The sequence below is a fragment of the Glaciimonas sp. GG7 genome (assembly GCF_052976905.1).
Genome location: NZ_JBRIIQ010000017.1, coordinates 23,095 through 41,470, shown reverse-complemented (window position 1 = coordinate 41,470; position 18,376 = coordinate 23,095). Strand labels below are relative to the sequence as shown.

16 protein-coding genes are annotated in these 18,376 nt (G+C 44.2%); 12 read left to right on the top strand and 4 right to left on the bottom strand.

The annotated features are described in order from the left end of the window. Window positions 1–214 precede the first annotated feature (214 nt). Window positions 215–1,396 carry a tyrosine-type recombinase/integrase gene (locus ACVBEF_RS06485; protein ID WP_447123120.1) on the top strand — a complete coding sequence of 394 codons (1,182 nt, stop codon included), beginning with the start codon at window positions 215–217 and terminating at the stop codon, window positions 1,394–1,396. A 674-nt stretch (window positions 1,397–2,070) separates the two neighbouring features. Here the strand turns inward: ACVBEF_RS06485 and ACVBEF_RS06480 are convergent. Together ACVBEF_RS06480 and ACVBEF_RS06475 are read right to left on the bottom strand one after the other, a co-directional pair. After that, on the bottom strand, window positions 2,071–3,054 hold the full coding sequence (locus ACVBEF_RS06480; RefSeq protein ID WP_447123119.1) for a ParB/RepB/Spo0J family partition protein: 984 nt from the start codon (window positions 3,052–3,054) through the stop codon (window positions 2,071–2,073). A 1-nt stretch (window position 3,055) separates the two neighbouring features. Further along, window positions 3,056–4,246, bottom strand: a complete 1,191-nt coding sequence (locus ACVBEF_RS06475) for an AAA family ATPase (RefSeq protein WP_447123138.1) — start codon at window positions 4,244–4,246, stop codon at window positions 3,056–3,058. Between the two features lie 531 nt (window positions 4,247–4,777). Between ACVBEF_RS06475 and ACVBEF_RS06470 the strand changes: the two genes are divergently transcribed. Then, window positions 4,778–6,190 carry a RepB family plasmid replication initiator protein gene (locus ACVBEF_RS06470; protein ID WP_447123118.1) on the top strand — a complete coding sequence of 471 codons (1,413 nt, stop codon included), beginning with the start codon at window positions 4,778–4,780 and terminating at the stop codon, window positions 6,188–6,190. Between the two features lie 55 nt (window positions 6,191–6,245). Here ACVBEF_RS06470 and ACVBEF_RS06465 read toward each other — a convergent pair whose 3' ends face one another. Next, window positions 6,246–8,855: a relaxase/mobilization nuclease domain-containing protein gene (locus ACVBEF_RS06465; protein WP_447123117.1), complete on the bottom strand. Its 2,610-nt coding sequence runs from the start codon at window positions 8,853–8,855 to the stop codon at window positions 6,246–6,248. 65 nt (window positions 8,856–8,920) lie between these two features. Further along, the gene (locus tag ACVBEF_RS06460) at window positions 8,921–9,256 is read right to left on the bottom strand and encodes a plasmid mobilization protein (RefSeq protein ID WP_447123116.1); all 336 of its coding nucleotides are present in this window, start codon (window positions 9,254–9,256) and stop codon (window positions 8,921–8,923) included. Between the two features lie 635 nt (window positions 9,257–9,891). Here ACVBEF_RS06460 and ACVBEF_RS06455 point away from each other — a divergent pair. From ACVBEF_RS06455 to ACVBEF_RS06410, 10 genes are all read left to right on the top strand, one after another. After that, window positions 9,892–10,995: a hypothetical protein gene (locus ACVBEF_RS06455; protein ID WP_447123115.1), complete on the top strand. Its 1,104-nt coding sequence runs from the start codon at window positions 9,892–9,894 to the stop codon at window positions 10,993–10,995. Further along, window positions 10,992–11,702, top strand: a complete 711-nt coding sequence (locus ACVBEF_RS06450; RefSeq protein ID WP_447123114.1) for a TraX family protein — start codon at window positions 10,992–10,994, stop codon at window positions 11,700–11,702. Before ACVBEF_RS06455 ends, ACVBEF_RS06450 begins: the two co-directional genes overlap by 4 nt. A gap of 46 nt (window positions 11,703–11,748) precedes the next feature. Beyond that, entirely contained in the window at window positions 11,749–12,576 is an 828-nt protein-coding gene (locus tag ACVBEF_RS06445; protein WP_447123113.1) for a P-loop NTPase, read from the top strand. A 97-nt stretch (window positions 12,577–12,673) separates the two neighbouring features. Then, window positions 12,674–13,396 carry a nucleotide-binding protein gene (locus ACVBEF_RS06440; protein WP_447123112.1) on the top strand — a complete coding sequence of 241 codons (723 nt, stop codon included), beginning with the start codon at window positions 12,674–12,676 and terminating at the stop codon, window positions 13,394–13,396. Between the two features lie 54 nt (window positions 13,397–13,450). Further along, a complete protein-coding gene (locus ACVBEF_RS06435; RefSeq protein ID WP_447123111.1) occupies window positions 13,451–13,879 on the top strand; it encodes a hypothetical protein in 429 nt (142 codons plus the stop codon). A gap of 22 nt (window positions 13,880–13,901) precedes the next feature. Then, window positions 13,902–15,725 carry a hypothetical protein gene (locus tag ACVBEF_RS06430; protein WP_447123110.1) on the top strand — a complete coding sequence of 608 codons (1,824 nt, stop codon included), beginning with the start codon at window positions 13,902–13,904 and terminating at the stop codon, window positions 15,723–15,725. Between the two features lie 119 nt (window positions 15,726–15,844). Further along, the gene (locus ACVBEF_RS06425) at window positions 15,845–16,156 is read left to right on the top strand and encodes a hypothetical protein (protein ID WP_447123109.1); all 312 of its coding nucleotides are present in this window, start codon (window positions 15,845–15,847) and stop codon (window positions 16,154–16,156) included. A gap of 169 nt (window positions 16,157–16,325) precedes the next feature. Continuing rightward, the gene (locus ACVBEF_RS06420) at window positions 16,326–17,495 is read left to right on the top strand and encodes a hypothetical protein (RefSeq protein WP_447123108.1); all 1,170 of its coding nucleotides are present in this window, start codon (window positions 16,326–16,328) and stop codon (window positions 17,493–17,495) included. Between the two features lie 62 nt (window positions 17,496–17,557). After that, window positions 17,558–17,902 (top strand): hypothetical protein, encoded by a 345-nt coding sequence (locus tag ACVBEF_RS06415; RefSeq protein ID WP_447123107.1) that lies wholly within the window; start codon window positions 17,558–17,560, stop codon window positions 17,900–17,902. Window positions 17,903–18,077: 175 nt separating this feature from the next. Then, entirely contained in the window at window positions 18,078–18,317 is a 240-nt protein-coding gene (locus ACVBEF_RS06410) for a hypothetical protein (protein WP_447123106.1), read from the top strand. The last annotated feature ends 59 nt before the right edge of the window (window positions 18,318–18,376 follow it).

The window sequence follows — 18,376 nt, the reverse complement described above, 5'->3', positions numbered from 1 at the left end:
ATGGAGGGCGGCGCAGGCCGGAAATACACGTTCAAATAGTCACGCCCCAAGTATAGACAATTATCATCGTAAAAGTAAATATTATGACGTCAATATCAAGTAATAATAATTATGTTAATAGTACCTCATTCGACATTACTGCTTATATTGTCGAAGTACTTGATCACTGCTAGACTGAGGACACCTGCCCTGCCCTTTTTTCGTGGAACATTTCATGACTACCCCCTTCAAATTTGCACCGATCGATCTGCGACCCGCGCCAGTGCTGGCTCTGCCGTTTGACCAACGCGCCGCTGATGGCGCGTCAGACAGCGTGGAACATTTTGAGATCGCCCCGGACGCGATCACCAGCGCCCGCACTGACAGTGAAATAGCACGGGAATATCTTGATCACGGCGAACTGGCCGCTACATCACGTGCGAATAGCCAGAAGGAGTTGTTTCGATTTTTAACCTGGTGTCGTGAAGAAGCGCACAAGCCGTTGCGGGCGTTGCGGGTGGCCGATCTGAACACGTATAAAGAATTTTTGAAGAAACCGCCCCCTGATTGGGTATCGATTACCAAGTGGCCACGCACTGATCCGCGCTATCGCCCTTTCAGCGGTCCCTTGTCAGATGCGAGCCGGCGCTTAGCGCTGGTAGCCGTCAAGGGCTTGCTCGCGTATGCAACGCGGACTGGTTACCTGCGACGCGATGCAGGAGCTTTAATCAAAAACATTAAGACTTCTGGTGCAGCCAGAATCACCCGTTATTTGACGCAAAGCGCGATCGACAATACCCTGCGCATCGTTGAGTCGCGCACCCTGCCCTCGCCTGCTGCCGTTAAACGGCAGGCACTGGATCGCTTCCTGCTGCTGACTTATGCTACGACCGGTGCCCGCCTGTCTGAAATTGTCGGCGCGACCATGGGTTCTATCTACATGGAAGCGAATGATCGCTGGTGGATCGATGTGATTGGCAAGGGAGCTAAGCCGCGCAGACTTCCGGTGGAACCAACGATGTTGTTGGCATTCCGGCAATATCGTATAGCATTCGCACTGCCCTCTCACACTGATGCAGACGACAAGATGCCGTTGGTGTTATCGACACGATGCAAAGGATACGTGAGCGTTACTGATGAAACGATTGGAAAGGCGCTCAAAACCATGTTCGGGGAAGCTGCCAGGCAGGCGAGAAAAGACGGCGATCTGGATACAGCACAAAAGTTGGACGCAGCTACCGCGCACTGGCTGCGTCACTCAATGCTCACCTTTCATGCGAATAACGATGTACAACTGAAAACATTGCAACTACAGGCTGGACACGCCAATATCACTACCACCGCTTCTTACCTTCACAAGCTGGACAATGAGCGTCACGATGAGTTGTTAAAATCAAGAGATAGTAAGAATAATTAATCATAGTTACTTGAGAAGTGGATATTCATATTCAGACATATCTGTCCCCTCCCCTGTCTTCTTTTACTGGCTATCGTGCAATAGAGGATAGTTAAAGGACGGCAACTTCTGAAATTGAATAACTATGAAAAGGATAGTTAAGCGAAGGAAAACTAATGGAGATTTTGAGATATTGGGTATTATCATCATTTAATCGTACTCGTGCTCCCAAGTAGTTCAAGGTGAGAACTTTTGGGAGTAAGGTTTAGCAAAATCTTCGTACCCCAAGGTAGTACTAATTGACCTGTCGCTCTGCACTATTTGTGACTTACAAAGTAGCTTAGTAAGTTAGAACCCCGACGGTTCAATTTATAAGTATTTTTGAATTAATCTATAATTTTTTTAGACTTTTAAGGGTTGTACGGTACAACATCTAAAAAGTACTAAAATCAAGACCTCTCTACAAGATACAAATATAACTGTTATTTACAGAAATTAATTAACAGGCATCATCCTTCAACCTTAATTCTGCACTAATTGTTCCAAAAGAAATTTACATACCAATAATTTTTTTTGTAGGGGGTTATCTAATGGTGAGAAGATTTGGGAATACATGAGTTATTGCTATAGCAATAACTATTCGTAAGATGGGTGTTGTACAGTACAACACCCATGAATATTGCGTTTAATGAAGTCTAATATTTCAAAAATTCCTCTAGTAACTTATATAACTCAGCTGTTCTTCCCTCACTTAACAAACCTTTTGAGAACTCAACTGAAATTCTATCTCCGTTAACGTGTATTGTTGCTAAAGACTTACCTCCAACAACCACTGACTTTTGAGAACTGAATTTAGTTTTTGCGCCAATCAAAATCCCTAAGATTTCTTTAGAAGAATGTTTTCCCTTGTCGGTATCTTCGCTAAGACGCTTCGCACGTTCCAGCACAACTTCAGATGAGGTAGTAACAGCATCATCTAACAGTTTTGCCCAACGAAATTGAAGTTCGAGTGGCGATGAGAATGCTTGAACAACATAATCCGGAAGTTCTGCTAATCGTAATGCTTTACTGGCATTTCCTTTATCAATTCCAAGTTCTTTAGAGAGCTCACCAAGGGATGAAAACAGTTTTTCATTTAAAGCTTTTTGATATGTACGGCCTTGCTCCCAAGGTGATAGATCAGATCGGTTTCGATTTTCTCTGTCCATCTCTTTGAACAGATCAAGATCATTTATATCTTCAACTAATGCGAGAACTGGTAAGCCTAGATCAAGACATGCACGGTGACGGCGGTGTCCGAAAACAATTTCGTAATGGTCTGGTCTCTCCGCTAATGGTCTAACTTTTATCGGCTGGACATTACCGTCAGACGATGCAATTTCATCTTTTAATACGAGAAAATCAGCAGTTAGAAAACTTTCATTAATACGATTTGCCCATTTAGAGGCTACGATCTTATCTGCATCTATCAAACGGACTGGGAGGGTACCGTCAAATTCCTTTACACGCTGCTCCAACAAAGCAACTTTTTGATTACTCTCTTTCATCAACGAGCTGACCATTAGCATTTGTCCAGGCCCGGTACGCAATGGTGATGCAGAAGTTGACGAATCCCCTACCACCTTATTAGGAATGACCAGACCTTCTGTTTTATTCCTAAGTCTGTCTTTAATTGACATATTAGAATCCTTCCATTAGTTGTGATGCCCAGGCATTCCGAATAGAAACTTCGATTAGGTCATTGACTCGATCATAAGCATCTCGGGCTCTGCTATAAGTTTTCATGCTTCCATCGTAGCGACTAATATCATATACAGTGCCAAATTCAGCTGAACTGGATGATGTAACAGCAGTTTTAGGTATTTCAACGGGTAGTACTTTGTCTGTGTAAGTCGCAGTAATCCATGATCGAACAACATCACTAGCAACATCCGAAGAATCAACCCTGGCCAACAGAACATGAATGAAGTCGAAGGTCTTGGTAATACCAGCAGTTTCAACTAGGTTTGAAGCGAGATCACTGAATAGATTCCAAAATTGAGCTGAGCTGGCAAAATCCAGGGCATTAGGCGGGAGAGGAACAATGAGCGCATCAGCTGCCATAAATGCATTGATTGTTACGTAAGACAGGGAAGGTGGGGTATCAATGATGATGATGTCGTAGTCATCACGTACATCCTCTAAACCTAAATTAAGTACATCCCAAAACTGAAATTCAGGGTCTTTCATTTGCCTGGATGGCAACACAAATTCGGCTGAAAACAAACTGGATGAAGCAGCGACCAAATCAACTTCATGCCAATAAGTCGATTGAATTGCTGATCTGATTGAAGTAGTTTCACCGTATACAAGTGGCGCTATCGTTTGATCTTCAGAAACCTCTGTATCTGGCATTATTCCAAACAAGGTAGTTAATGAACCTTGAGGATCGGCGTCAATAACAAGAACTTTGTGGCCACGAAGACTTAAACCTTGGGCAAGAACCATGGCTGTAGTGGTCTTAGTGACACCACCCTTAAAGTTACCAACTGCAATAGTTACGGCTCTTGCACCTGTTGGTCGAAGGTTGCTAGCCCGATAATGTTTAACCCACGTAATTGCTTCTTCTAAAGAAAATTCTCGACGTGAACCTTTATCATTCATATGTCCAGCGGGCAAATCGCCCTTCCCTATTCGATAGGAAACCTGACCTTTATCGATACCACATAAGCTAGCTAATTGAGTGATAGAAAAATCGGGAGGAATTTTGACCGTATTTGGCGAGAGCATACGGGACCGGATTTGATTGACCATTTGAGCAGCTCGTTCTGCTTGCTCGACAATGTCACTTATCTGGATTTTTTGCGAGATATTCATATTCTTAGTAATCATGATATCCAATTTGTTTTTCAGTAAGTAAGTATTCTACGTTATATCTATTTTTATAAGTACTTACTGATTTTTCGTTTTTTGCAGAAATATCGATTTTTACACTAATACATACTAAACATAGGATACTTTTTATTGCTATCAATAAATTACAGGCTATTAAAAATAAAAAAACTATCAAAAACTATAATAACTATAGCCTATACATTATTCAATTAATTCAATAACTTAGATGATTTATGGTGAGAGGATTTGGGGCATTAAGTGAGAGGATTTGGGGCTTAAGGTGAAGGTTATTGGGTGGACTAGTGAGAGCTTCTGGGGAGCAAGGTGAGTGGATATGGGATTGCTGACTCACTATCTTAAAACATCAAAACAGTGGTTAAGGTGAGAGATTTTGGGAATTAACTAGTTATGACCACAGCGGTTATTTTGATATTTATTCGTGACATGGCAACAAATGTTAAAGGTGAGTTTGCTTTCACTTTGGACTCACTATAAACTGATGCGCACAATCTATAGCGGCAGCCAGTGATGCAAATAACGAAAACAGAATCTAAGCGAGTTGTGAGTAAGTCAAAACTAATTGCCACAGAACAAGATCTGTTGCTGCGTAAGCCTGTTAATACACTCGCAATCGTACCTAAATCAGAAAAAATAACGGTTACTGCGAGAAAAATTTACAACGTTATGTTGCAGATAGCGCAAAAGCAAGGTGTCGAAAAAGACTTCTACCAAGCCCGCCTCGCAGACATAGCCATCGGAATTGACTTCAAATCCAACAACACCGAGCTCATCAAACAGTATTTTCGCCAAATGGCAACGACTGGCGTTGAGTGGCAATCACCAACAACGGGTGAGGGTGCACGATGGAGTATTTCGGCGTTGATTGCGCATGCAGACCTTGTGCAGCGAAGTAATGAGCTGATTCTCGAGTGGAGCTATGCGCCAAATATAAAGCAAGAATTATTAGACCCGCAGCGGTTTGCAAAGATGTCGTTGCAGGTACTTGCGTCACTAAACACCATGGCCTCGGTCGTGTTGTATGAAATTTGTTGTAGGTATGCCGATAATCCAAGCGGATTGACGGCTCGCCAGCCTTGGGGATGGTGGCGGCCGGTATTGACCGGAGCGCCAGATAGTGCAACCAGTGCTTATCAGGAATATAAAATATTTAACCGTGATGTCGTAAAGAAGGCGGTTAAAAAAGTCAATGAAGTCACCGATCTGGAAATCGAATTGATCGAGCATAAAAGAGGCCGCTCAGTTCAAGAATTACAGTTCAAAGTAAAACGAAAATTGCAACAAGCAGTTCAACTCGACAGGAAAATCGAGCCAGTCGATTTAAAAACTATTGGCGCATCAATCAAGGCTGGTTTACCGCAGGACAGGGCGGAGAAGCTATTGCTTAAATACGGTGCAAAGGCACTTGATGATGCCTTGGTAGTTATGCATGAGCGTCAGCAGCGGGCAAAAATGGAACCGGTACGTAACCCTGAAAAATACTTGCTTACCATCTTACAGTCTGGCCAATTTGGTTTGCCGGAAGCCGTAAATCAGCCCGCACCAGTGGTGTATGACACCAAAGCAGAGCGAATGAAGCTTATTGAGCGTTTCATGGCACAGAAAAGAGCAGACTTGCATGCGATATACCAGGAGATGCCTGAAAGCGATCAGCAGACTTGGATTACTAAATTTGATCAAGAGGCTTTGGCTGCCAGCGGTGCTATTCGTAAGGCATTTCATACCAAAGGAATTGCAAGTCCTATCGTCAGACCAGCATTCTTAAAATTTCTCGGTAACGAAATGTGGGATGACGGTTGGGAAAAGCCGACAGACTCAGAGCTGATTGATCTGGCGATTCTGTCAAAGAATGAGCAGCAACAGATTGGCGATTTACGGCATGGATCGAAAGCACGCATGGATCTCGGTGGGAAAATGGGTTGAGCTGAGCCCAATGCCAGTATTCATAACTTACTCATCAGTAGATTTTCGAATTGTGTCACCGACCGCCTCGGGACTTTTCTCTCACGTGAACATAAATTGGTTTTCCACCTTTATATTTAATTTGCACAGAATCATGCTTACTCTCAGTGAGCGTATGCGGCATTTCATGTTCATGAAGTGCATATTCATTACGTCCCAAATGTTGTGCAAATCCATTCATCACTTGTCCAGCTAACGGACCGATAAATGTTTGTGATTTCTTGCTTCTATTGATTTTGACGAATGTAGCAAGCGGATCTCTATGCAGGATTTCTGCTCGCAAATCGTCTAAGCCGCGTAACTTTTCTGGCACTACTAACACTCTATTCGGTGCTTCATTGATGACCGGAGTTTTCGTAACTATAGTTTTTAGAGGAGCAACTGGTGTTGGCGATTTTTTCTTGTTGGCTCTATATTTGACAATAATTTCCTGCAATTCAGGATTGAGAATTTTGATGCCGAGGTTATCAGCCATCAACGCCATTCTGTTTGTAAAAACGGGATCTAGCCCGGTCAGAGTCAACGCAGGACCGAACTTCTCGCATGCATGCATCAGCGCCAGCCGCAAATCTTCATCGCTTACTTTTCTCTTGTCGAAGGTAATTCTATTGCCACGATCAGTAAATAAATGGTTTGCATCCCCATCATAAAATTCAACATTCCCGTTGCCAGTAACGCGATATGCCATTTTATTGACTGTCACTAACAATGCCTCGCATTGATATGGACGAGTTTGTGCATGATCTGCGCTGCGTATCGCGGTCTCTTTTTTTTCATCATCGCGCAGTTGTCCAAGCACGCGTAAAAAAGTCTCAGTATCAGCATCTAAACCTGCGAATGACTGATGGTCGACATTGTTGAACCTGGCGTCGCGTTTTTCTTGGTAAATGATTCCGCGCAGTGCGGACAAGGCAGCTTGATCACCATTTTGAGCTTGTTCGTGCAACCACTCACGCCATCCTAATGGCGCTTGGCGAGCAGCACTCAGTTCTGAGAGTTGCGATCGGTGTTGATTACTCAGCCGTAATTTTGCTTCAAGTACTTCGGCGGTCAACAGTGCCAACGCTACCTGCTTATCAGAACCTTGCATTCCAGAGTCGCGTAATGCCTTTTTTCTGATAACAAATTCTGTCACGAGTAGCTGTTTATCTTCTCGTTGGAGGTTGCGTAATTCTTTCTTTTTGACAGTGTGAGGTACGTCTGCTTCTCTGAGCACTACTCGATAACGTTGGTAGCGTTGTTTTAAGTCATCGCGGAACTCCGCCCGCCGCTGCTTTCTTTCTCGTCTCTTTTCTGGGTCACGTTTGCGTATCCGCGTTCCTGGATATGGCTGTGTAGGAATGTTGCTGTCACTGATGTTACTTATTCTTTGCTGGGGTCTACCAACATCTCCATGTCGCACATTTTGATCAGGACTGGCTTCATTTGTTCGTAAGACCACGTATGCGTCACTCGGCAGTAGCATTTCAATTCCGTCGAGCGCGTCAACCACATCGAGGCTGCACACGTGCTGCATGCTGTTTCCGGGGCTTTGAAGCTTGAATCCGCTTCGGTCATTGCCATTAATACCGGTGAAATTTTCTGCATTTGACAAGCTCCATGGATCATTTTTAGGGGGAGATACTTTTTCGAATTCCGTGTCCGTCATACCGGGCACGGTAGTTTTAAATTTTCCGAATCTTGCCTCCAACTCGCTCAGCTTTAAAAACCGTAGTGCTTTGCTGGATGCTATTTCTAATACTTCGCCGGTGTCCGAGTCCGTGCAACTGAGCCGTAAGCCTCCACCGGTATGTTTAAGCAAAATGCCGTATCTGAATAAAGCTGTTTGCAATTGCTGCCAAGTGTTGAAATCGGATAATGCGTCTTTAAGTTGTGGGGCAACAGTGTTCCGTATCCAACTAATTAACGAATCAGGGTCTGTCCAGGCCTGTGAATTTCGGTGACTTGCAGCAAACACCTTGTCGGCGCTCCCTTGATCAATTAAAGGGTTGCGAATGATGTGTTTTTTGCCATTTGAATCTAGCTCAACGATGTATATGCCGTTGTCATGTGTCCAGTTGTGCTTGATCTCCGATTCCCGTGCTGCGCGGTGCAGGGTGCGCTGTGCAAATGGAAGATGCTGGGACTTAAAAGTGATGGGATGAACACGATTTACTCCAATATGACAATGAAGATTGTCTGTATTCCCATGAATAGCCAGCATGTACTGATGATCCTGCAAATTCAAAGCTTTGAGGCTGTGACGAGCGGCCTCAAATATCGACTCGAAACTTGGTCGTTCATGTTCTGGCCAAGACAAAATATAGTGATACGCCGCATCCTTAACCCGTGAATTTTGTGCGGCGGTAGCATTCATTTCCGCGCTTGCGGTCAGTACGGAAGTCACCCCATGAAGCTGGATGGCCAGACACTTCTCATCTCTTAAATGTTGGATTTCCGGTACGTCTAGTTTTGTTGTTATTGTTTGCGGCGTGTCGGCCGCGTAAGAAATGATGTCTGCGAAACTGGGGACTTCTTGCTCTTTTGAAAGCCGGAAATTCTCCGTCTGATAGCGCGTGAGGTCGTTAAAGGGATTCTTTCCACCACCATTGCGGTACTGACGCTGTTTTGGTATTGCGACGATCATATAATCTTTGCCTTTAGTGACTAAAGAATAGACATTGAATTATCATCAAAATTTATAGCCATATTTCAGTAATTAGATAGATTTATAATTGCATTTTCGCAACTATTTAATATAGGTTGTAAAGAAGGGAGTGGGGGAGTTAGCCCGGATTTAAGGTAGGCCGCATGTAATTCTTTCAAGGCTCGAACGGCACCATTTAGAGCAAGAATCATATCCAGTTCAATTCGGACATCGGCTCTACGATGAAGCGCGGTACGACGAATATATTCACTAGGCTCTAAAGAACGGATTGCTGCTTGCTGGTAAATTTTCAGCTTTTCTTCGGAAGTAGTACGAAAACGTATGATCTCAGTTCGTTTTTCATTGTCAGACTTTTTGTGGAATAACTTTGTCTTTGTCATTGATCTACCAATTCTTTAGTCACTAAAATCTATCATTTGTAGTTGGTGAATGATTCCTCAAATATGTACCGTAGTTACATTATCTATTGCTATGTTGTTGTTTGCAAGTTTTTACGGGTCTCGGGGCGGAGCCCTGAGTAGGCTGCGACGGGCGCGAAGCGACCTAGCGGACGGTGCAGTTCCGGATGTAGATGCATGCGCAGCGTGTAGCTACATCTGGCATCCTGTCCTTACGGTTTGGCTTGTAAAAGTAGTAAATTCGCTATATCCCAGCAGTATTGTCGAGATGTAGGTGGCACTGATTAGTGAAAATATAGTGATGGCCTTGATAACCATATCCGATGGGTTGGTAGACCAATTGGCTTTGTGACGGGTTGTATTGAAGCTACGCAAGAAGCGGGAAATGGGATAATATAGATTGAAATAAAATATTGTTATGATGAAATTAAAGTTCGGTGGGTTATACAAATGTCTGAGGTGTGGTGGAGCAATGAAGCTTATCCCGATATGCGTCAGACATTCGGCTATCAGGTAACAGGAGTTTGTATAACCAAAGTGATGTGCTGTGGCCGACACTTAGCCGTCAGTCTGAACATCGGCCACGTACCAGATAATTCATATGCTTCGGAGAATGCATGAAAGAAATGATGGGTAAAAGCAAAGATGCCTATCCGCAGATTTTGAAGATGAGATCAAATAGTCGTCCTATCCAACGAGCGAAGATAATTGATGCTGAAGGGATTGAACAAGCACTGCAACTAGCGGCGCTGACTTTGCGACCAGACGAAGTTTCTGGTCGTGAATTAATCAAACGATTGATGCCGCATTTGTATCAGTTACGAAAAAAAGGTTTTTCATACAAAGCACTGACGGGTGTGATCAATGATGCGATCGGTGATCCTTGTGCAAAACTGCAGCCGAATACCATCAAGACTTATTACAACGAATTCATCGTAGAGCGCCTGGATGAGTGCTCCGAGCATTTAAAAAAACATGTGCAGTTAATGGCAGAGATCGAAAAAAGTACTGCTAAATCACCACAAGAATTAATTGCAGAAGGCACCAGGTTGCGTTCAATCATGACAGGTGCGCGAGACAGTGCGGCGACTGCAGCATCAGATCGAATATTAAGTGGACAAAAAAATCATGTTGCATCATTGATAATCCCCGTTCCTGAGGCAGTAGTGGCGCCGTTGGCGTTGCCAACGGCGAAAAAAACCGAGCGACCTCCAGCCTTACGGCCGGCGGTCGCGGCGGCTCCTTCGGAGCCGATATTAAATGCAGAGATCGGGGCAGACGGGTTGGTGATTCCCGGAGTAGATTCTTTGATTGATCCACCAATAGTACTTGCCGAAACCACAGCTGCTCAGTCAAATCAAGGGCCAGCGCAGATACCGTCAGTTCCGATCATTGGCCATGAGACTACCTTACTGCTGGTTTGCATGACGCATCCGGTTGCATCAACAATGCATTTAACAACGAGTGAGATTTTTCATGAAAATCCACAAGAATTTTTTTCAGAAGCAATTCTTGAGCATCCAGTGATATCGGCATTGATGCTATCAAAGGAACAACGGTTTTATAAATCACGTCTCTCATACTCGCGTAACGGTGTGCAAGAAATGGAGAGCGGTCAGCAGATGGCCGCCAGATTTGGCTGGCGCAAAGGAAGAAAGATGACCGAATCTGCAACACAAGCTGACTTTGTACCGATGGATATGTCATTGTTTTCTCCATGATCAAAACTCCTTCGACTTTAGTGACAAAAGAAAGAGAGCCACAATTCCAGCTAATGAAATGGATCGCCTTCGTCAGCATGTTTGTTGATCATGCGCAAAAGGCTGGGTTGTGGACAAGCACACCGTTGAGTAGTGCATTCGGTAGATTGGCCTTCCCATTATTCGTGATCGCGTTTTCTGCTGGCACGATTGCTCGTTGGCGCTTGGGAAGAGAAATACACTGGCTACGAATTACCGGCTTTGGTTTCGTTGCGCAGTTAGTTTTTCCATTTGTATTCGGCCTTCATTGGTGGTCTTTAAATATTCTGTTTGTTTTTGTGGTCGGCGGAGCAGTGTGGAAATTAGCAAGCATGGGGCGAACGTATCATTGGCTCGGTGCTTTAATCCTTCTGATGATGAGCTGGCGCTTGTTTGCACAGTTTTCCTATGGCGTGATCGGTCCTGTATGTGTCGCTAGCGGATTGTTTGCTTTTGCTTCCAACGGCATCAAGCGATGGATGATTGCCGGAATAGGTATGACGATCTGGTCGCTGTCGATCCCTGAGCAGCGCTTCATGGGAATAGTATCAGTGGCAATAGTTGCTGCAATAACACTCAGGTGGGGCAGGGTAGCGTCAGTCATACAGGTTTCATTTGGTGGCTTATACGTAATCCATATTTATCTTATTGCGGCTCTTAAACCTGGATATTTTTATTCGCAACATTGAGATTATTTTTAATAATTAAATATTGTTAATCTTCATTGGAAAAATTATGCCCACGAGTACCAAACGAACTACCGAAGCCGCAACGCCTGCTATCGCAGGCGGTATCAAAGAACAGTACAGCAAAACCCGCTTCATTATTGTCCACGGTGATAAAGGCGGAGTCGGAAAAAGTATGGTCGCCAGCGTTCTGGTGGATCTGTTAATGCAAGCAAAAATCAGCACGGCCATCATCGATGCCGATACGCGCAATCCTGATGTTGTCCGAATGTTTAACAATTCAGACTGCCCGAAGATATGTTTGAATTTACGCGTTTCCGATGGGTGGATGGACGTGATCGATTTTGTTCACGCCAACCCCGGGTACACGTTCATTCTTTCGATGCCGGCTGGTATCGGCGAGTCTATGCAGCAAGAGTTTGGCGATTTTGTCAGATTTCTACGCAGTCAAGCCAAAAATGGTAATTCAGTGGAGTTGCACATGTGGTGGGTACTTAATCTGTTCCCTGACTCAGTCAACTTACTAAAGTCCGCCCTAGACGCTCATCCAAATCAATTCGATAAAGTGGTGGTTGTGCGCAATAACGTTTTTGGTTTACCGGCAGATTTCATTTTTTGGAATGAGTCGCCATTGAAAATAATGGTAGAAGCCGCGAACGGGATGACGGTTGATCTACCCGGGCTCCATCTGCGTGTACTCAAGAAACTCTTTGACCCGAGCAAAATTCTTCCCTTTTCAATTGCGATAAAGCATGAAATGAGCGACGCACTAGAATTTATGCCTTCTGAGCGTGCCAAGCTGGAAAGTTGGCTAATGGAACATGTTCCGAGCGGCTTTGGCAGTGCACTGAAAGATCTAATTGGCGCCCTAAAGTAGACAGAAAGACCTAGCAGCCTGAGCAATAGCTGACTTTAGTCACAAAAGTAAAAAACGGTCCTTCGGACCGATGAAATACAGAGAAGGTCAGGTAATGATGAAAACAGTATGGGTGGTTTGCGGCAACAAAGGCGGAGTAGGGAAGTCGCTGCTTTGTCTTGCTTTAATCTCTTGTTTGATCCGATTGTCGAGGCAGCTAGCTGTTCTGGATGGTGATGGACGTTCTCCTGATGTCTTTAAGGCCTGCAAAGGAAAATTGCCAGCAAGAGCGGTAGATTTTCGCAAACTTCGTCCCGATAGATATGACGACATGCATGACGGCGAATACGAGATGCTTATTCAAAAGTTACTAGCAATCTCGACCGACCTGGTGATTAACACCCCTGATGGTACCGATGATGTGCTGATGCAGTGGTTTGATGCAACTTTACGTTTTACTGAAAATGCGCACTGCACGTTTCGGATGCTATATGTAGTTAACCATCGTTCCGACGGTCTTGAGTTATTACCTGAAATGTCCAAGCGGTTTGCTTATCTATTTCCAATTCGAAATCTATATTTCGCGCGTGCCCCAGCTTTTACTGAATTTAATGGGCAATATTCAAGACTGTTTCAAGAAACGTTCGACTTTCCTGTTTTGAGGTCAATTGAAGTAACAAGGTTATTAGAGAAGCATTATTTGCCATCGGAGTACGTTGATAGTCAGGCCGGGATGCTGTTGTCGCGGCAACGTGTCAGCGATTGGTTGGCGGAAATGGACAGTTTGTTTTATACACTCACACATTCAGACGTTGCCAATACTCTTCCAATTACTTCATAAATATAAAATTATATATTGTCAAAAATAATATTTTGTATGAAAAATGAGGCGTTAATGAATACATCACCTAATCAATTGGGCTTACCCAATGCGGTGCCCACTATGGAGTCGGCCATCGAATCGATCATTGGGCGAACATTGACCGACGAAGAAGCACAAATGCTCATTCGTCTTCGTGATCGCTACGGATACGACGATGGTGATCCTTTGATCCCGGTTCTTGCGATGTTAGGCGCTCATAAAATATTAGTGGAAGAAGTGCCAAAAAAAATCACTGATGCAACAGAAAAAGCTATCGAGTTACATCGTTCGGTTTTACGGGACCAGTCCATGTTTGTTGCTAAAGACCTGGTTGGCAATATTGCTGGCTTAGTTCACGCCAGCGGTAAATCTCGGGTGTGGGATCGGATGTGGGGATTTGCCAGCGGCGTCATTTTGGTACTTGTAATCGCCGTAGTCTTGAAAGTGCTGAAATATTTTTAGTCCCTAAATAAAGGAGTATCACGTGAGCAATTCTATCGCTATGCCGCCTCAAGAGCTGGCAACAATTTTGTCTGATCTGCCGGAGCAAGAGGGTGTACTTGTTTGCAATGTTGAACTTCCGGTGTGGGATGAAACAGCCATAAGCAGGGCGTTTTCCACTTTCCAATTCTCAGCATCGCCGAGCGACGGCTCCGGGCTTTGCTTCTGTCATGATGAATCGGGCACGATGGTGACCTACACTGGCCAGGCAGTTGTAGTCAGTGTAGGCGGTATTATTGTCGAGGCCATGAGTGAATTGCTTCGCGTCCTGTCGGAGCTTGGCTGGGACAACATCGACGTGTATTCAGTGAATGGCGATGCCTTTTATACTGACTTAGTCGGTAGCATGCCTGCGACGGTGGATATCCATATTTCACTGAAAGACGTTCCGGAAGACCTCGGCAACGAGGAACTTACAGGTTTCTCTGCCCACATTCAGTCGGTGCTGAGTAATGAAACGCAGGAATCATCTTCGTCAGAGTTTCTGACTGCATTTCGAAAGAGCGAGGGCATCGCTTCGACCGGGTTATTCGAAGAAACCACTCAGACACCGCTACCTGCGGCGCGAATACTCACCTTAACTACGCCATCGCCTGTACCAGAGACGTCTAGTACCTCCATCAATCAGATGCGTGCAGGTTCATACGCTGCTGATTCTTTGACTATTCCCGTACCGCAGACTATTCCAGATGATGATGTGATACCAATACCAGAAGTGCATTCGACGTCACGGCCAGCTATGGGCGTTGCCGTCACGACGGTAGAACATGTTCGAACAACTGAGCCACTATCGATACCAGCATATATCAGTAATCGTTTTATCGGGATCGAAAGCAGGCAAGCAACAATCAATAAAACTGGGCAACACGCCTCCGTCACAAAACCATTGCATCCGACCGTATGGCGATCAGATCAATGGTCATTGAATCAGCGGGATATCGCAGACAGGCTCGGTGCAATTCGTTGCGGAACGGCCCTGTTTGTAAAAGTGAGTGCGGGGGAGAAACTTTCCAATGAGCAGCTAGTTTCGTTGAAAAGTTTGTTTTCAAATTGTGAGGCCCCGGAGATTCTGCAGTTCATACCGGGTACTCACCTTATGCAGTGGCGCTTATTTGATGAGATTACAGACAATTGCAGTTCTGTGTACCGTCTGGATATTGCACGGATACTGGCGCATTCTTTCTGGCCGGAATTAAATGAGCAGGAACTCCTGTTAGCAACCGCGCTGCTGCTGTTAGTCAAAGTCGAAGCGGATAAAAACAGTGTGGTTTCTTCCTTGTCGGATGTGCTCGACATATTACTTACCGGTACTGATTGGCATCATGAATTGGCTGGCCGGTTATCCGCACTTACAGAAGACGGATTCCCCGGACAACGCTTCGCAAGCGCTGTGGCCAGCGTAACAGCGGTAATTCCTGAATCAATGCATCGATTAGCTGCGGTAATAACGTCGCTTACACCACTTCTATTCATGAGCGACATGGATATCACACCAGCGGCATCGTTCTCATTAGGTGCGCTCGTTAGTACATGTCGACCTACCTTGGTTGTGATTAAATCCGATGGAATGGATCAAGGTGGGCTTGGGGATCTTCTCGGCCAAAGCCTCTGGCGCTTCTTACATCATATTTATCTAAGCGATCGTTATTTTTCAGGGCTAAATATGACAGATACAAATAATTCTGAAAAAGATGATAGGCCGGTAACGCAGGCTGACCTCGCAAAAGTTTATCAATTTGTTGAAAAATCGATGAGAAAACCGGCAGGAAATGATGGTCTGATAAGTTTGCATAATGATGATTTGTAACTTAATGGAGACTATCGGGTAAAAGTATAATGTAGGTACTATGTACAATTAAATTATGTTGTTTGTATTAGTAATACATTATACTAAGCGAGATCAGATATCCATTCTGGAGAACAACTATGGGATTGGCCCACAGGATCACTTTACAAAAATTACTATTCCCTGTCGGGCCATCTATTTTGGATGACCACGGTTATTTGACGATAGAGGTCATCAAACAGCTACGTGAGATCGACAGAGACCTACGGTCGAAAAATGAAAAATTAAGTGTGCTCACAGATATTAGTCAGGACTCGTGGAATAGCTGGTTAATCAAACGCCGGCGACCGTCAGGTGCCGGGCTGGCTTTTTTGAAATTGTTGGTGACACAGCCGGAGATTGTTTTGAATACACTTCAATCAAGGAAAACTGTTTATGTAAGTAGCGAGTGATTAAGCAAGAAAAAGCCGAGTTTGAACTCGGCTTTTTTCTTAAAAAATTGTATCTAGAGTTCAGGGAAGTTCGCTAGATCAGATGATGAACCTGGGTGATTTAACATTTTATGTTGCAATCATTCTATTTCGTCACGCCCATATAAGCAACTGCTTTTAATTAGCAAAGGTGACGAATGATGAAAAATTTTCTCAAAAATACGAGACCATCGAAATGAGGAATCGGACCCTCAATATCACCAGAAATATGATCCCGTATGTCAAGGAGTTAAATGGCATAACCGGCAACATTCTCTCCTCGATCCTGATGCAACAACTCGACTATTGGTTTGATCGATATCCTGACGGATTTTGGAAATTCTTAGAGCCAAGTCCAAATCATGAACGCTACAAGCCCGGATCGAGCTGGGTTGAAGAAATGGGTATGTCCGTAGCCGAATTCCGTACTGCATTTGACAAGATTGCGTACCGGTATAAAAGCAAAGGTGAGTACGACAAATCAGAAAACATATTTAATGATCGTTTTTACGCAAGTTACGTCGATAGGCGCTCCAATTTGACGTATTACGTCAGAAATCATGCTCTATTAGATCAAAAACTAGAAGATCTGGTGATGCGATATTCGGTAAATCCGGACGAAGGCCAAGCGCAACAACCGCGTAAAGCCCCTATTTCCAACCCAAATACCAATACCGCATTTACTGTAAATCCACAAACAACCGTTCCAGTGAATGCAGAATCAACAGGTCAGGAAAAAGGCATTCAGCAGGTCGGGGAATTCGATTCGCACATACCGAGAACTTCAGTTTTAGCAGCCCGGGAAATGCAAGCTACACAGCTCCCTACTACAGAACTTACAAAAGAAATTACCAGACAACCACAACAGACAAGCACAGTCACTCATGTAGCAGCAACTTCAATTTCAGAAACTGATCGTGGTGGTGGTCTGGATGTAGATTTAGTTTTTCCAATACGGATATCAAACCGTGAACGTAATGAATTACTTAATTTAATGCAGTTATGTCCGGTAGATCAGCAGCAGAATGTCCTGGATGAACTTGAGGGAAATCGTGCATCTGGCAGCTTACGGAAAGGTATTGTCCCATTAGCCATTGCCTTGGTAAAAAAAGCAAGCCAAGGCGCATTTGGCTTAAGTGCTGGAATTGCGGTGGCTGCATTACGCGAAAATCGTATAAATAGCCAAAACCTCCTGCGGAAGAATATGGATGTGGGGCCAGCCATGCTACCTGAGGTGAGGGCTATTCGAGGCTATGATCAGGCAATAGCAAATATACGGGCCCATTTGCGACCTGGCCGTATCTCCCGCGCTCACAAATGAAAGTGATTTAGTCTTTAGTCACTAAAGACCTGATCCAACACGGTCGAGGCGCTTGAGTAAAAATGTCCAGTAATGGTGGCTTCTTTAAACTAGTACAGCAGCAAGATGTATTGTTGGGCGAAATCATCCCTGCTTTTGTTGCCGGAACAAAAACACTTGATTACACCAAATTGTTTTCTGATGGGATTGATGATTTAAATATAGCTGGTTTGATTGCGCGATTATCGGCCTGCTTGTCAGATATGGCCTATTTGATGAGTGCCATCGAAGATGGGTATTCTCAAAGTTCAGTATTCGATCCCGATCAAGTGGCAACATTGTCGAAAATATTGGTCGCTGAAATCAGAAGTTTATCCGCTCAAATACGCGAAACACTTTCACGATCCCGTGCACGGTCCAGATTATGAATATTCTCTTCCATGGCGACGATCTTGCTACGCTCCAGTCGTTTCTTGTTCATTCAGGCTTGATGATGTGAGGCTTTATTTGGAAGCACCACAGAAAAACTTTGTTAGATGTTTTCTGAATTCTTGTGATCGTGTAGTATCCCCAACAGGGATACTACACATGGATTAGGGCAGAATGAATCAACAGGAATTTTTACGCAATGCGATGTCTGAGCTTGCTTTATCGAGAGAGACATTTGCACTGCGAATTGGCTGCGCTAAACGCTCATTGGATAAGTGGCTGTTGCCGGATTCATCAAATGACTTCAGAGAAATGGGTGAGCCTATATGGAACCTCGTACGTGAAATTCTTGCCCACGAAAAGCTGAAACAAAAACATGAAAAATTAGAGAAAAAGATTATTAAAGTTCCCTGATCAATTCTCATTGAGGATAAATTGGCACAAGAACACCGTTCAGTACTTATGGAGGATTG

What these genes read in the sequence shown, in the direction of transcription:
- ACVBEF_RS06485 (WP_447123120.1), top strand. Translation starts at nt 215, where the DNA reads ATGACTACCCCCTTCAAATTTGCACCGATCGATCTGCGACCCGCGCCA.
- ACVBEF_RS06480 (WP_447123119.1), bottom strand. Translation starts at nt 3,054, where the DNA reads ATGTCAATTAAAGACAGACTTAGGAATAAAACAGAAGGTCTGGTCATT.
- ACVBEF_RS06475 (WP_447123138.1), bottom strand. Translation starts at nt 4,246, where the DNA reads ATGATTACTAAGAATATGAATATCTCGCAAAAAATCCAGATAAGTGAC.
- ACVBEF_RS06470 (WP_447123118.1), top strand. Translation starts at nt 4,778, where the DNA reads ATGCAAATAACGAAAACAGAATCTAAGCGAGTTGTGAGTAAGTCAAAA.
- ACVBEF_RS06465 (WP_447123117.1), bottom strand. Translation starts at nt 8,855, where the DNA reads ATGATCGTCGCAATACCAAAACAGCGTCAGTACCGCAATGGTGGTGGA.
- ACVBEF_RS06460 (WP_447123116.1), bottom strand. Translation starts at nt 9,256, where the DNA reads ATGACAAAGACAAAGTTATTCCACAAAAAGTCTGACAATGAAAAACGA.
- ACVBEF_RS06455 (WP_447123115.1), top strand. Translation starts at nt 9,892, where the DNA reads ATGAAAGAAATGATGGGTAAAAGCAAAGATGCCTATCCGCAGATTTTG.
- ACVBEF_RS06450 (WP_447123114.1), top strand. Translation starts at nt 10,992, where the DNA reads ATGATCAAAACTCCTTCGACTTTAGTGACAAAAGAAAGAGAGCCACAA.
- ACVBEF_RS06445 (WP_447123113.1), top strand. Translation starts at nt 11,749, where the DNA reads ATGCCCACGAGTACCAAACGAACTACCGAAGCCGCAACGCCTGCTATC.
- ACVBEF_RS06440 (WP_447123112.1), top strand. Translation starts at nt 12,674, where the DNA reads ATGAAAACAGTATGGGTGGTTTGCGGCAACAAAGGCGGAGTAGGGAAG.
- ACVBEF_RS06435 (WP_447123111.1), top strand. Translation starts at nt 13,451, where the DNA reads ATGAATACATCACCTAATCAATTGGGCTTACCCAATGCGGTGCCCACT.
- ACVBEF_RS06425 (WP_447123109.1), top strand. Translation starts at nt 15,845, where the DNA reads ATGGGATTGGCCCACAGGATCACTTTACAAAAATTACTATTCCCTGTC.
- ACVBEF_RS06415 (WP_447123107.1), top strand. Translation starts at nt 17,558, where the DNA reads ATGTCCAGTAATGGTGGCTTCTTTAAACTAGTACAGCAGCAAGATGTA.
- ACVBEF_RS06410 (WP_447123106.1), top strand. Translation starts at nt 18,078, where the DNA reads ATGAATCAACAGGAATTTTTACGCAATGCGATGTCTGAGCTTGCTTTA.